This window comes from Pseudoalteromonas aquimarina (assembly GCF_049257255.1).
Taxonomy (GTDB): domain Bacteria; phylum Pseudomonadota; class Gammaproteobacteria; order Enterobacterales; family Alteromonadaceae; genus Pseudoalteromonas.
In genome coordinates this window covers 130,221-143,620 of record NZ_JBMMUG010000004.1, presented here as the reverse complement: position 1 = coordinate 143,620, position 13,400 = coordinate 130,221, and the positions used below count along the sequence as shown (strand labels likewise).

The 13,400-nt window shown below is 38.2% G+C and carries 12 protein-coding genes; 8 read left to right on the top strand and 4 right to left on the bottom strand.

Annotated features, from left to right (window positions below):
* Window positions 1-119: 119 nt before the first annotated feature.
* Window positions 120-980 (bottom strand): TolB-like translocation protein, encoded by an 861-nt coding sequence (locus tag AAEU29_RS11380; protein WP_421973449.1) that lies wholly within the window; start codon window positions 978-980, stop codon window positions 120-122.
* Window positions 980-1,858: an alpha/beta hydrolase gene (locus AAEU29_RS11375; RefSeq protein ID WP_421973448.1), complete on the bottom strand. Its 879-nt coding sequence runs from the start codon at window positions 1,856-1,858 to the stop codon at window positions 980-982. The genes AAEU29_RS11380 and AAEU29_RS11375 overlap by 1 nt, the downstream gene beginning before the upstream one ends.
* Before the next feature lie 221 nt (window positions 1,859-2,079).
* On the opposite strand from AAEU29_RS11375, the gene AAEU29_RS11370 reads away from it, so the two are divergent.
* The 3 genes from AAEU29_RS11370 to AAEU29_RS11360 all read left to right on the top strand — a co-directional run bounded on the left by AAEU29_RS11370 (window position 2,080) and on the right by AAEU29_RS11360 (window position 6,929).
* Window positions 2,080-4,263 (top strand): winged helix-turn-helix domain-containing protein, encoded by a 2,184-nt coding sequence (locus AAEU29_RS11370; RefSeq protein WP_421973447.1) that lies wholly within the window; start codon window positions 2,080-2,082, stop codon window positions 4,261-4,263.
* Between the two features lie 266 nt (window positions 4,264-4,529).
* Window positions 4,530-5,192 carry a substrate-binding periplasmic protein gene (locus AAEU29_RS11365; RefSeq protein WP_421973446.1) on the top strand — a complete coding sequence of 221 codons (663 nt, stop codon included), beginning with the start codon at window positions 4,530-4,532 and terminating at the stop codon, window positions 5,190-5,192.
* Window positions 5,193-5,546: 354 nt separating this feature from the next.
* Window positions 5,547-6,929, top strand: a complete 1,383-nt coding sequence (locus tag AAEU29_RS11360; protein WP_421973445.1) for a Na+/H+ antiporter NhaC family protein — start codon at window positions 5,547-5,549, stop codon at window positions 6,927-6,929.
* 83 nt (window positions 6,930-7,012) lie between these two features.
* On the opposite strand, the gene AAEU29_RS11355 is transcribed toward AAEU29_RS11360, so the two are convergent.
* A complete protein-coding gene (locus AAEU29_RS11355; RefSeq protein WP_274761261.1) occupies window positions 7,013-8,071 on the bottom strand; it encodes a zinc-binding metallopeptidase family protein in 1,059 nt (352 codons plus the stop codon).
* A 475-nt stretch (window positions 8,072-8,546) separates the two neighbouring features.
* Between AAEU29_RS11355 and AAEU29_RS11350 the strand changes: the two genes are divergently transcribed.
* Together AAEU29_RS11350 and AAEU29_RS11345 are read left to right on the top strand one after the other, a co-directional pair.
* Window positions 8,547-8,855: a hypothetical protein gene (locus AAEU29_RS11350; protein WP_421973444.1), complete on the top strand. Its 309-nt coding sequence runs from the start codon at window positions 8,547-8,549 to the stop codon at window positions 8,853-8,855.
* 119 nt (window positions 8,856-8,974) lie between these two features.
* Complete coding sequence (locus AAEU29_RS11345; RefSeq protein WP_421973443.1) at window positions 8,975-9,733, top strand: substrate-binding periplasmic protein; 759 nt, start codon at window positions 8,975-8,977, stop codon at window positions 9,731-9,733.
* 76 nt (window positions 9,734-9,809) lie between these two features.
* On the opposite strand, the gene AAEU29_RS11340 is transcribed toward AAEU29_RS11345, so the two are convergent.
* Window positions 9,810-10,064, bottom strand: a complete 255-nt coding sequence (locus AAEU29_RS11340; RefSeq protein ID WP_421973442.1) for a hypothetical protein — start codon at window positions 10,062-10,064, stop codon at window positions 9,810-9,812.
* A 229-nt stretch (window positions 10,065-10,293) separates the two neighbouring features.
* On the opposite strand from AAEU29_RS11340, the gene AAEU29_RS11335 reads away from it, so the two are divergent.
* The 3 genes from AAEU29_RS11335 to AAEU29_RS11325 are packed head-to-tail and all read left to right on the top strand — an operon-like array spanning window position 10,294 to window position 13,257.
* On the top strand, window positions 10,294-10,665 hold the full coding sequence (locus tag AAEU29_RS11335; RefSeq protein WP_421973441.1) for a BlaI/MecI/CopY family transcriptional regulator: 372 nt from the start codon (window positions 10,294-10,296) through the stop codon (window positions 10,663-10,665).
* The gene (locus AAEU29_RS11330; RefSeq protein ID WP_421973440.1) at window positions 10,662-11,975 is read left to right on the top strand and encodes a peptidoglycan DD-metalloendopeptidase family protein; all 1,314 of its coding nucleotides are present in this window, start codon (window positions 10,662-10,664) and stop codon (window positions 11,973-11,975) included. The genes AAEU29_RS11335 and AAEU29_RS11330 overlap by 4 nt, the downstream gene beginning before the upstream one ends.
* Window position 11,976: 1 nt before the next feature.
* The gene (locus tag AAEU29_RS11325) at window positions 11,977-13,257 is read left to right on the top strand and encodes a M23 family metallopeptidase (protein ID WP_421973439.1); all 1,281 of its coding nucleotides are present in this window, start codon (window positions 11,977-11,979) and stop codon (window positions 13,255-13,257) included.
* The last annotated feature ends 143 nt before the right edge of the window (window positions 13,258-13,400 follow it).

Sequence of the window (13,400 nt, the reverse complement as noted above, 5' to 3'; positions counted from 1 at the left end):
TATTATTCGACATATTGCATATTGTCTAAACAGTAAATGCTGTTAATAGCTTAAACTGCGTTACACATTACAAAAAACAGGGCTTGTACTACGCAATATCTGTAGCGCACGCTTTTTGACTATTGTTTCGCTCGTAATGTGTCAATAATGCTTGCATCAACCCAATAAATATCGATGTTGCCTTTACTAATACTACGGTTAAACATGAGATATTTACCGTCCGATGTGACTGTTGCATAAGCATCCCATTTGTCTGAGTTGACTGTTTCTCCCATATTAATCGCTTTACCCCAAGTACCATCGTTTTGTTTAAAACTAATATACAAATCCGAATCACCAAAACCATCGGGTCGTTCACTATCCCAAATAATGTAACTTTCATCAGGAGCAATGAATGGATGTGCTGTCCATTTACCTGAGTTAATCTGTTTTGGCATTTTTACGGGCGTTTGACGAACTCCATCAATCACTTGAGAGATACGGATCACATCACCCCCTTTGTAATCATCAAATACATAAGTTTCATTAGATGATGCTGATAAACGCATTATGCCCCACTCTTTTTGGTCTATTTCTGGGCCTAAACTTTTCCTTTCAGACCAACCATCTCCTTCTCTGTCTTTGTAACCATTGGCCATATACATGCGATTACCATCAGGAGAAAAGGTCACTTCACCGCGGCGTTTAAATTGCGTGTATTGTTTCCATACATTATTTTCTTGGCGAAAGCCAACAACTGTAATGAAATCTTCAATTTGTTTCGAATAATAAAATTCATTTAAGCTTGGTGCAAAAACACCTTCCACTTCCCACTCACTTGTTGAAATAATGCCTGGCGCAAACGGTTCAGCAACTTTACCAGGAGCTTTTTGCCCCATTAAAGGCCCATCAAAAGAAGGATAATTCGTTTCACTATGCGAGTAAGCACTTACAATCAAAGCCGAAGCTAATACTATTTTTGTTATACGATGCTTATTCATTATTTACCTTCCTTTTGTTGTAAACTTGCCAACCAATTAATGCTTCTAACGCTCAGCATTGGGGATGAATCACTGTGTCCTGCATTGGCAATTTCAATGTGTTCGAGGTGTTTAATATGAGGATAATCTGAACGCTTAATCGCTTGAATAAACTCTTTTAAATGAGGTTTTAACTCTTTTTCTAATTCCCCGATTGAAATGAGCACATTGACTTGTTCAATTTTTTGCTCACTTTTAGCATCTCTAAGTGCAAGCAAATCAGCGCCATCTTTCCAAATACTTGGACTACCTAAAATATAATTATTAAATGCTGAAGGATTCGTAATTAGCGCATAGGCTCCAAATAACCCTCCCATTGAAAAACCAAAATAAGTGCGATTGTTACTGTCTGAGCGATAATTGCGCTCTACATAATTAAAGACATCTGTTGTAATAAAGTGAAGGTGCTTACTCGCTTGCCCTAATTGATATTTTTCTTGTCTTTTTGCATCTTCTAATGGTTTAAATGAATAATCTCGAAAGCGACTGTAATATTCACCTACATCTTCTTTTAATCCGCTATCAATATCGATTTGCCATGAAATACCAACCAAAATAACGTCTTGTAATATGTAATTTGTGGCAGCTGATAATCCCTCTAAATTCCATAGCCCATCAGTGAAATAAATAACCGGATATTGTTGTGTTGGGTTAGCCTCGTAACTTTCGGGTAGTTTGATATATAACTCATATTGCCTATCCATTGCTTTGTCTTTTATGGCAGCTACCGATACATTTGGGTACTTTAATGGTTGTAAATCCGCGGCAAATGCAGCCATACATAATTGCCAAATTAACAGGGGGGTTAATAAGAAAATCGTCAATATTTTCGGTTTCATAAGTAAATCCTTTGTAGATACTTCTTGTCTTTTGTCCTAACAATAACTGTCTGAAAATAAAAAACATGACGTTAAAATGATTTTTACCTGACGTTTCGCTGACGCTTGAATTTACTGACTTTTTATCTGGTGAGTAATGTTGTTTCAGGAAAAAATCAGAGGTATGCTTAATCTGATTTTCTTTCATCCGAGAGAAAGCAAACCGAGTATTTAGAGGGTGAATGGCTGAGCAATATTGGATTGGTGGTTTTTTTATCGACTTACCAAGGAATCAAATTACCCATAACGGCCAAACCATTACGCTTGCACCAAAAGCACTTGCAGTATTAACCTGCTTAGCAGAGCAACAAGGTCAGGTTGTCAGTCAAGATACGTTACTTGAAACGGTGTGGCCAAACAGCGTTGTTTCGCCAAATACACTTCAACGCAGTATCGCGCAATTGCGAAAAGCTCTCGGTGATGATGGTAAAGGCCAGCAATTTATAAAAACCCATGCCAAGAAAGGCTATAGCCTAGAGTGTTCAGTGCAATGGCAAAATCAGATTACTAAAACGGAACCTCAAGCTGAAAGTGAATCAACCAGTTTAAATAATGAAAACAAACATTCATCCTCACAAAGCGAGTATTTACAGAGCGAGCCGTTGGAACAAAACGAAACATTAACGAGCTCTGTTACTGCTGAAAATACTAATTCACACAATACATTTTCACCTTGGTTAGTTGCGCTGTTAACCAGTGTGCTGATGTTAACTATCGGTTTTATTACCTATCGAGAGATGACAAACACAGCTCAATCCCCCTTGGTTGTTGAGCAAATGCGAGCATTGACAGCGACAGAACATAAAGAAAGTTCAGGCATTTATTCTCCAGATGGCAAATATATTGTGTTTCATCGGTTTTCAGACGAAAAATGTGTCAATAATATTTGGGCAAAAGACATTGAGAACCAACAAGAATTTCAGCTTACGCAAAACTTAGATTTATACGGTAGTCAAAGTTTTTCTGAAGATGGGAAAACGCTTTCATTCGTTCAATCGGTTGACTGTAGCCAACCAATTACACAAAAGAAGTGCTATCGGTTATTAACCATCGATTTTGACGCTGCGTTAAAATCACCTCAAACTCCCACAGAGTTAATCCAGTGTAAGAATACTGAAATTCGTACGCCTAAGTGGCTTGGCAATTCTCATATTGCACTGATGCAGAAAAAACAAAATCGCTGGCAATTAATAAAATATTCAGTCGCTGAAGATAAAAGCGAGCTGCTTTACGAGGTGTCCGATGGCAATATCGTCTATTACGATTATTCAGAAGCACTTGGACTTTTTGCAGTTACCACCATTCATGCCGACGGTCATGATTACATTGACCTATTATCAAAAGATGGTGCACTACTCTCTAGTAACCGCATTATCAAACCAACATCGATTGCCAAATATCGCCTTATCTACCCGCGATTTTCGCCGTACAAAGAACAACTTGTATTCAGTACTGGCAGACAGTTTTATACGCTTTCATATGATGGCAACGTTGCCAAAATTAATATTCCTCTTGATGAACCTATGGGTTTTCCAACATTTAACCCTAATGGTGACCGTATATTAATGATTAAAGGTTATTACGACAGCGACATTGTAGTAAAAAACCTGCAGGCAGAAACAGACGAAGTAATTAGTAAAACAACCTTAGCCGAGGACAGTGGGCTATTTCAGCCAAATGGCACTCTTATCGCCTACAAATCAGAACGCTCAGGAGATGACCAAATCTGGTTAAATAACCAAAACAGCAATCATCAACTCAGTCAATTTCCAATGGATACCTATATTTATGGTCTAAAATGGGCTAATGATGGCAACAAGCTTTTAGTAAATGCTAACGACGAACTCACTCTGCTGTCGATAGAAGGTGTTCATACCAAGATTAATTTCAGTCACCCAGTGCAACGTTTATTTGGTTGGAATAGCGATACGAATTTGGCTTTAGCAAATATTCGAATTAAAGGCAGTATTAAGTTAGCTATGCTTAATCTCGACGCTAATTCGTTTGAAATAATAAGTGAAGAAGCTGCTTTATGGGCCGCATTAACAAAGCAAGGGCAAACTATTTATCTTGATAAAATGGAGCGTTTTTGGCTATCTACAAGTACCGAATATATAACAATCCCTACTTTAAATAGTCAAGGCAGCGACCGCTTTGGGTTTATTGTAAAAAATAACGTTCTGTATGGTGTAAACGATAATCTTGAGCTCTGGGCATACTCGCTGGCGGATGAATCATTTCAAGTTTTGAATATACTTCCTACCAACCTCGATAGTATTGATGATATAAACGCTGGTAAATTGTTGATGACACTTCGTAAATTCTCGAAAAAAGAAGTAACGGAACTCATCTTAGCAAAAAACTGATTTCGTAATATTGTTATAAAATCGTTAAACTCCTCATAAAATGAACGTATAATAACCAATCTTCCGTTTTGTCGAAAAATGATTTATGGCTTCTTAAGTGACACTTTTAGGTGCAATAAATCATTCAGGAATAAGCAATTATTGAAATAATGTGCATTATTTTTTTCAACAAATAAATGATGTGTTGTGTGAATTAGATGAAAATTATGAGTGTTAACAGTTACATAATTAAATATGCGTTTCTCTTATGTGCATTGGGTTTATCAGTGACAGCCAATGCAAAAAGCAAAGATATTACAGCGTGTATTGATGATCATCCTCCCTATCAAATACTTGGTGACACGCCTACAGGTATTCATATTGCAGCGCTTCATAAACTAGCTTCACTATTAGAACTTAATCTTAAATTTGTTCAATCCCCGAATTTTGCTAGGTGTGTAGCGCTTTTAGAAAATGGCGATGTTGACGTTATTGCTGCACTAACGCCTTTACCTGAAAGAAAAAGCTTCGCTTTTTTTACGCCATTTAAAGCTGCAGATTCATTACGAGTTATCTCTAAAGATGGAATACAAATATCGTCATATTATGATTTTAAAAATAAAGTTATTGGCGTTTCACGGGGTGTCCGTTATTTCACAAGATTTGATCATGATGAATCGTTACAGAAAATAGAGATCCAAAATGTAAGAATTGGCTTCACCTTATTAAAAAAGAATCGCATCGATCTCATAATGGTAAGCCCCGCAATGATAGAAACCTTCTCAAAGGAAATTCAAGAAGCCAATCTCAAAGTCTCGCCTATCGCTTTAGAAGAAATGAGAAACAAAGAAACGTTTTTTGGCTTTAGTAAGGTAAATAAGCTCGGAATTACAGAAGCTGAAATTCAACAAAAGGTACTTCAAGCATACCAAACAGGTTATTTTGAATAAGTTTCCGCCTATTACTTACATCATCGAAGTCTATTAGATAAATCAAAAAACCAAGTTGCTATCATCATGTATCAGCCTGTTTTGTTGGTAATTAATTTAAGTTTGTTCGAAAAGCCCCACAAGAAACCACCTTTAAACACTTGATAATTAATGAATTAATTTACCCATTAAAACTATTTCTTGGTATGACAAAAATTTTAAATTGACGCAGATCCTAATCCTGTTTATTTTCGCCGAGATGTTTCAAGAAGGGCCATACTAAGCACTGGTCAACCCAATATTAAGCAGATACCCGCACACCTTAGTTGCGATCTTCGCCTTGAAAAAGGTAACCATAATATTGGGACTATTTGAGTGAACGAGCCTAGTGTTATTAGTTTAATTCCACCGATTGTTGTTTTAACCCTTGCTGTTATTCTTCGCCGCCCTATTCTTGCACTTGTAATAGGTGCGCTTGTTGGCTTGGCATTAGTTGACTACACCACCATTTTAGGTAATTTCGCCGAAGCTTCTTTAAAAGTGATGGCTGACGAAACCATAGGTTGGCTTATTTTAGTGTGCGGTAGCTTTGGCGCATTAATTGCCCTGCTTGTTCGCACCGGAGGTGCCCTTGCCTTTGGTCGCAGTGCACTAAAACTTGCAAAAGGACCTAAATCATCGCTGCTTATGACCTACTTCCTTGGGGTTATGATTTTTATTGATGATTACCTCAATGCCCTGACCGTTGGTGAAACCATGCGCCGCGTTACCGACAAGTTTAAAATCTCTAGAGAAATGCTGGCATATGTGGTTGATTCAACTGCCGCACCTATTTGTGTTTTAGTCCCTCTGTCTACTTGGGCGGTATTTTTTGGTGGCTTGTTGGTCGATAACGGTGTTGCCGGGGAAGGGCAAGGAATAAGCGTATACATTGAAGCCATTCCATACATGCTATATGCCTGGGTTGCCGTTTTAATGGTACCGCTTGTCATTTTTGGTGTGATCCCGCTGTTTGGCCCAATGAAAAAAGCAGAGCTGGCTGCTAAAGCGGGTAAGCCTGCTCTTGAGCAAGTAGATTTAAGCGAAGTACAAACACCTGATGAATACGCATCAAAAGCAATCGAGCAAGAATTTGAAAACGCAGATAACAGTGGCAAGCTCTATAACTTTTTAGTGCCCATTGCCCTACTCGTTGGCTTCACCGTGTATTTTGATATTGATGTGTGGAAAGGATTACTTGCCACCTTAGCAGTGACCATTCCATTTTATATGGCGCAGCGTTTAATGCCATTGGCCGATATGTTTGAGCAGATGATAGATGGCTTTAAATGCATGTTACCTGCCATTGGTACGGTTATCGCTGCATTTATTTTTAAAGACGTGTGCGATAAGTTATTACTGCCGCAATATGTCATTAATACATTAAGCCCTTATATGACAGCGCAGTTGCTACCTGCGATGGTGTTTTTATCAATGGCTATTTTAGCGTTTGCTACGGGGTCAAGCTGGGGCATTTTTGCAGTAACAATCCCAATTGTAATGCCACTTGCGGTTGCGGTTGATGCAAATATTCCACTGGTGATTGGTGCGCTACTGTCAGCGTCATCTTTTGGTAGCCAAGCCTGCTTTTATTCAGATTCCACAGTGCTTGCAGCACAAGGCTCTGACTGTAACTTAGTCAGCCATGCTGTAACCCAATTACCTTACGCACTGCTTGCAGCGGCAATCGCATTTGTTGGCTTTTTATTCATGGGGTAATGCACTTCGCCATGAATTTAAAAGTTTGAGAGTCAAAAGTGGATGTGAACAAAAGGGTTAGTTTTAAACTAACCCTTTTTTAATTATGCTTTTTTAGAAATTGCCAACAGCATTTTCAAAAATGCTTCAACTGAGGCGAGCGAACCTGACTCTTCCATTGTGTGATAGCCCGTTGTAGGCACTTGAATTGTTGTACCATCAACTAGCCCGTTTGAACTTGCGATAATGCGGCCAAGCTCGGTACTACCGATTGAGCGAGGGGCCTCACCGCGCTCAACTAACGCTTGGTTAATTTTTTCCATGTATTCGTCTTTGTAGCTGTAGCTAAATTTTTGCTCTTTACAAATTGCTTCAACTAATTGTGTTGCCTCTTCATTGAATGCTGCGTTGGCGTCTTTTTTTCGTAATACTAATAGCTGTTCATTTGCAGCGTCTTCATCAGGAAACGGGCTGGTATCCACTACAAATAAACGGTTAGTTGAGCCGCCAAAACGACGGAACCATTCAAGTAAATAACGCCAACTTTTACCTGCTTCTTCTTGTGCGGTGAAAAATACGGTGCCTTCAAAACCTAAACTAAATAAATGCACTAGTGCCGCGGCGGAAAGTACATTATCAAGCTGACCAATTAAGCGTTCATTTTCAATACGTAATTTATCTTTAAAAGCAACTGGCGTGCCTGCAACAGCACTTTCTAAGCCATCAATTTCAAATATCAGGTTATTACGGTATTCGCAAACATAAGAACTTTTGATCAGACCCTGTCCACGATACGCACCCGACCATGGCTCATACGCATACACAGGCGTCGCTTTAAAGCGTTCAGTGATTTTGGTCATTAACTCTTCCGACACCGAGTTATTCAGTAAGTCTGTACGGTTTGCAGAAATAAATGCTGCATACTGAAACTCATTAGGACCTGTACACACTAAACCGTGACGATCAATGTGTGCCGAAAACATGCTACTGAACGGTTTTTTACCTTGTGCAACCAATAAACCTTCATACCAAGTTACCGTGGCGCCACGCTCTTCAAGCTCACGTTGTAGTACGCGAAAAAAGGAATGCTCGGCTCCCACCACACTTGGGTGGCGAATAATTTCTTTTAATAAATCGATAAACTCATTGGTCAATGTGTTCATTAATGTTCACTCTAAAATGACACGTATAAAATAGCGCATTAGCAATAAATTAAGTTATTGAAAAAGCACCGTTATTTAAATTTCAAAAACACACACAGGCAATTAATACCAGCATGTATTTAGCGCAAGTATCTGCCGCTTTTTAAATTCTAGCAAGTAAATATTAATGCAGTTTGGCGATTATTTTTGACCTTTTACAACAAATAATTCAGGGCGTTAAACTCACCTACCAGATACAAAACAAATCCTTTGCTTTCAATTTATTATGAGTTAACAGAAAAGGTTATTACAAGTGTTCAACACGCCTAAACAATATGCATTTTTTAAATATCTTTTTGGTGACGGATAAAAGCATTAAAGCCCATTTTAAAACCAACTTTAAAACAGCATGATTTAGCTAACTTTCTTGTTTGCAAACTGATAGCAAAGGTATAATTAGCGCTTTAAATGTTTTAGCTCCTTTTTGGAACACACCATGAAAAAACTTTCCAAGGTTCAACAAAAACAACAAGCCTTAGTACTCGAAATTGCCGATAAGTTAGAAGAGCAAGCACGCGCTGAAATTCCTGGCATGGTGCAATGTTGGTTTGATGTGGAGTATCACTTATTCCCAGGCTCTCTATTACTTTGCTTCCAATTTGAAGATGAAAAACACCTTAGTGCTGCAGAGCCAGATTTACTTAAATGGCAAAAACGCTTAAGTGCAGCGCTAGTGAAAAAAGGGGTGGTACTTAAAGATATGCGTAAGCATCTTCAATTTACCCTGAAAGGCCCTGAAGATTAATTTGTGTAAGCGTACATAAAATATGCCTGAGTTATTTCAGGCATATCATGCTAGACGGCTGGAAAATCTTTTATAATTTAGGCAATGTTAACGGTATGTTGTTTTAGCGTGTACGCTTTATGAAAAACGTTTTCTTTATTTGCCTTATCATTTTATCTCTTCTCTTTGCAGGTCATGCAAAGTCGGCAAATACGCTACGTTTTACCGCTGAAGATCTATATCCTCTTCATTTTATTAATCAAAAAGGTCAATCTGACGGATTTTTAGTTGATGTAGTTAATGCCATTTTAAATGAATGCAGTTGTGATGGCAGCATTGAAATTATGCCGCAAGCACGCGCATTTAGAGAGCTACAAACCGATGCAAATACCTTAATGATGTCATTACTTAAAACGCCTAGCCGTGCAAAAAATTATGACTTTTTAGGGGAGGTTTACACTGCACATGCGTATTTAGTGGGAAAAAACGAAAGACAATTTCAACTAACCGATTTACAAAGTGCCCGTGGCTTAAGAGTAAGCACTGTAAGAGGTTACTTTAGCCAACGTTATTTGGAAAACGCTGGATTTACCCTTGAAAAAGACTTGGTATTAGCCCCTGAACCTGCCAGTTTAATGAAAATGCTCTACAAAGACCGAACAGATTTGGTGCTTACCAATACATTACATCTTGAAGAAGAGTTAAAAAGTATTGGACTTGACCCAACTAAAATAGAAAAAAAATTACGTTTAGCTGACTTTCCAAGCGAACTTCATATTGTTGCAAATAAAGCGCTGCCTAAAGAGACCAAAAATGCGATTAGCTCCGCAATTAAATCCATAAAACACTCTGGCCACTACAATGCACTGCTCGCAAAATGGCATCTTTCAAATAGTTAAACTGGCATTATCTATACTCAAGTACAAATAAACCAGTTTATTAACTGGCGTTTTAAATAAAGGTTAGCTTTTTAAGTTAAAGCACCCCGTACACCTTAAATTTATCACTTTCGCTGCTAATGCTCGCCATAGCGTGTTTCACGCTTTTTACTAAACTTGCTTTATAAGGGCTTTGCTCACAGACATAAACAAGCACTTTAGCTAGTTCATAATCAGAACCAATTTCTGCCCCTGCAATTTCTAGCGGAAGCACCGTTTGCGCTTCATTCATTTTGTTATATGGCAGTGATAAGAATGCACGCTGCATCTCGTAATCAGAGCCAATCAACATACCAAAATTTAACCTATTGATATTTTTAACTTTTAAAATATTTAGCTAATACCAAAATTACCAATAGAGCTAACTATTAGCTTTTCTAACCACGTTTTTAGGTTAGGTAACCTAACTGTTTATAAAATGCAATTTTAAAAAAACTCATACTGCGACTTGTGTCACAGTTGCACAAGTGATAGATTGCGACACTTGTCACACAAGAATGTATTTGTTCAAGGAAATTGTTTTGCAACTCACCGCACCAGAACTTGAAATTTTAAAGTGCCTTTGGCAACAACAACCCCTCACAGGCAAAGAGATCCATCAACGTATGGAAACACTCTACGGTTGGAGTTATTCCTCAACACGCAAAACGCTAGAACGCATGGCACAAAAAGCTTATTTAAGTGTTGAAACACTGGCCAACAAAAAAATCTATACCGCATTACTAGATAAAGTGCCGACAATGGCTGCCTTTGTTAAAGACTTTTCAGAACGTGTCTTAGAAATAGATGGTGCTTTACCTGTTGCAATGTTCTCAAGCAGTCAGTTATTTGAGCAGAATGAATTGAACGAGCTTGAAGCTCACCTAAATAACTTACAAAAAAATCAAAAATGATGTTGTTAATTACTTTACTTGGGTGGGTAGTAGTCACCTATCTTGTTGCCTTTGCACTAAGACATATCTCGATTAAAGAGCGAATTTCACCCAATATGTGCTTCGCAGCTTTTGTTCTTTCTCTTGGCATTTTTCTGCCAAACATCGAATGGATAGAGGTAGGTAAAACTAATTTCATGTGGATAAATGACAAAGCGCAACAGCAGCTAACACTTGTTCACGATGTAGTAAAACAAACACATGAACACAGCACTTTACCACTTGAAACATTCTTACTGACTATCTTGGCTGTAATCTCAGTGTTTCGTTTGTATCGGGTTTTCAAACGTTATTTTCAAGCAAAACAACTTATTGCTAACGCGGTGCCCTTCACACAGATAAAAATACCTTGCGTTGTTATGCCAATAAACCAATCACCATTTGTTATGGGTATCATCAAACCAACACTTGTTTTACCACAATATTTTTTACATCTTAGTAAAGCACAGCAAGATATTATTCTCGCTCATGAATTAACCCATATTGCTAATCGTGATCACCTTCGTGCATGGCTATGGCTAGTAGTTATTGAAATATGCTGGTTTAATCCAGCGTTAAAACTGCTCAACCACTTGTATATTAACGCCATGGAGCAGCGCTGCGATTTGCAAACGATAACGCAACATCATATTTCAAAAGAAGACTATGCTAGCACGCTTTTATTAAGCATAAAGCTATCTCATCAAACAATATCAAACCCGTTCGCAACGCCATTTAATGGGCAAGCTCTAAACTTAAATGATTATAAACAGCGCTTTGATATTATTATAAAAGAACCACCTATATTAGTGGGCAAAGCTGTTTTAGCCTTTGTCTTTATTGCAAGCATTCTACTCTTTACCAAAACAGTATTTGCACAGTTACAGTACACTCAAGAAGAATGGCGCTTTCCTGTGGGCAACATAAATATCAGCTCACATTACGGCCACATTGCTAAAGTGCGGAATTTGCGTCCGCATCGCGGAATCGATTTAGTTGACGCCAAAGGCAGTGAAATTTTAGCAGCCAAAACAGGTAAAGTGATTGTTGCCGATGCCGTCTCAATGTCGAATGCTTATGGCAATGTGATTGTGATCCAGCACGCCAATGGTTGGCAAACACTCTATGCTCACTTAGATGAAATTAATGTCATTAAAGGGCAATGGGTCAATCAAGGTGACATTATTGGTAAAATGGGAGACACAGGCAAAGTAACTGGCACACATCTTCATTTTGAGCTTGCGCATTTAGGACAAGCACTCGACCCGCTTAACTACTTAAAAGAGAAATAATATGCCGTATATATATATTTTCCTGATTATTTTGATGTTAAGTGGTTGTGCCAGTGACGAACAAAACTCTAATACGCCATTGGTAAAACAGGCAGATACTACTGAAATTCAAAGTAAGCATGTACTGCAAGATGTGAGCGAAAAAGAGTCAATATCCACAGAACCATTACGCAACACTTATACATTAAATCAAGGCGAAACCCTAACCTCAGTTTTAACGTCAGCGGGTTTTAGCATGGCTAATATTGTTAATTTAGCAAAATCAGTTAAGCCTCATTTTGATTTCACAAAAATTAGAATCAATACTCAATTTGATGTTATTGAGACAAAAGAAAGCAAAACAATTCGCTTTGCGAGCGATTATGCCAAAATCATCGAAGCAAGATTAGAGAATCATAAATGGCAAATTGCTGAAATGGAAACGCCTCTTTCTAGCCAAGAAGTCAGCCGTTCGTTTTCCATTAATCAAAGTCTTTATCAAGCAGCAACTAACGCTGATGTTCCACATAATGTGATCAATAGTGCCATTCTAGCGATGTCACACTTTATTGATTTTCAAAGGGAGGTAAGACAAGGTGATGAGATCACGCTTAATTTCACCATATCAGAAGTTAAACACGATATGCATTTATTTAAGCAGTTTTCATCACCTCAAACGCTTGTCGCCATCGGCTTTAAAAATCAAGGCAAGCAATACAACTTATATCAATACCAAAACGCCTTTTATTTTGAAGACGGCAAACTAGCCCAAAACTTTTTGATGAAAACGCCGCTCAATGGTGCCCGATTATCCTCGTATTTTGGTAAACGTAAGCACCCCGTTTTAGGCTATACACGCCAACATAAAGGTATCGATTTTAGTGCACCTATTGGCACTCCCATTATGGCTGCAGGTAAAGGAAAGGTAATTAAAGCAAGCTATAGCAAAAGTTTTGGTAACCGTGTTGTGATTGATCATGGTAATGGCTATCGCACCTTGTATGCGCACTTAAAAGGATTTGCCAAAGGCATAAAGCAAGGAAGTCGAGTAAGCCAAGGTCAAACAATTGGTTATTTAGGCAATACCGGATTATCCACAGCACGTCATTTACATTACGAAGTACATAAAAATGGCCGTGTGATTAACCCTCTAAAGATGAAGCAGCCTAGTAATATTCAACTTAGCGGTGACGATTTGTTCGCATTTAAAGCGCACATTACTGCTGTAAATAAACGCTATGCCGCAACAATAGTCTCGCCGAGTGACTCAACTTCATCCGCAGTGACTGTTATCGCAGAATAATCTTCTTGTACTAAAAACAAGGTTAAACACGGGTTTCTCCTTGTTTTTACCCCTATAAAAAAGACTTTTCTTTCGCTCCCCCCTCGCAATACGTACTTGCGTGTAATCAAACATTCAAAGCTCAAAGCGAACTAAAAAATTGC

Bases quoted from the DNA above. Each gene is read 5' to 3' on its own strand.
- AAEU29_RS11330 (WP_421973440.1), top strand. From the start codon at position 10,662: ATGATGTTGTTAATTACTTTACTTGGGTGGGTAGTAGTCACCTATCTT.
- AAEU29_RS11345 (WP_421973443.1), top strand. From the start codon at position 8,975: ATGAAAAACGTTTTCTTTATTTGCCTTATCATTTTATCTCTTCTCTTT.
- AAEU29_RS11340 (WP_421973442.1), bottom strand. From the start codon at position 10,064: ATGTTGATTGGCTCTGATTACGAGATGCAGCGTGCATTCTTATCACTG.
- AAEU29_RS11375 (WP_421973448.1), bottom strand. From the start codon at position 1,858: ATGAAACCGAAAATATTGACGATTTTCTTATTAACCCCCCTGTTAATT.
- AAEU29_RS11380 (WP_421973449.1), bottom strand. From the start codon at position 980: ATGAATAAGCATCGTATAACAAAAATAGTATTAGCTTCGGCTTTGATT.
- AAEU29_RS11325 (WP_421973439.1), top strand. From the start codon at position 11,977: ATGCCGTATATATATATTTTCCTGATTATTTTGATGTTAAGTGGTTGT.
- AAEU29_RS11350 (WP_421973444.1), top strand. From the start codon at position 8,547: ATGAAAAAACTTTCCAAGGTTCAACAAAAACAACAAGCCTTAGTACTC.
- AAEU29_RS11355 (WP_274761261.1), bottom strand. From the start codon at position 8,071: ATGAACACATTGACCAATGAGTTTATCGATTTATTAAAAGAAATTATT.
- AAEU29_RS11370 (WP_421973447.1), top strand. From the start codon at position 2,080: ATGGCTGAGCAATATTGGATTGGTGGTTTTTTTATCGACTTACCAAGG.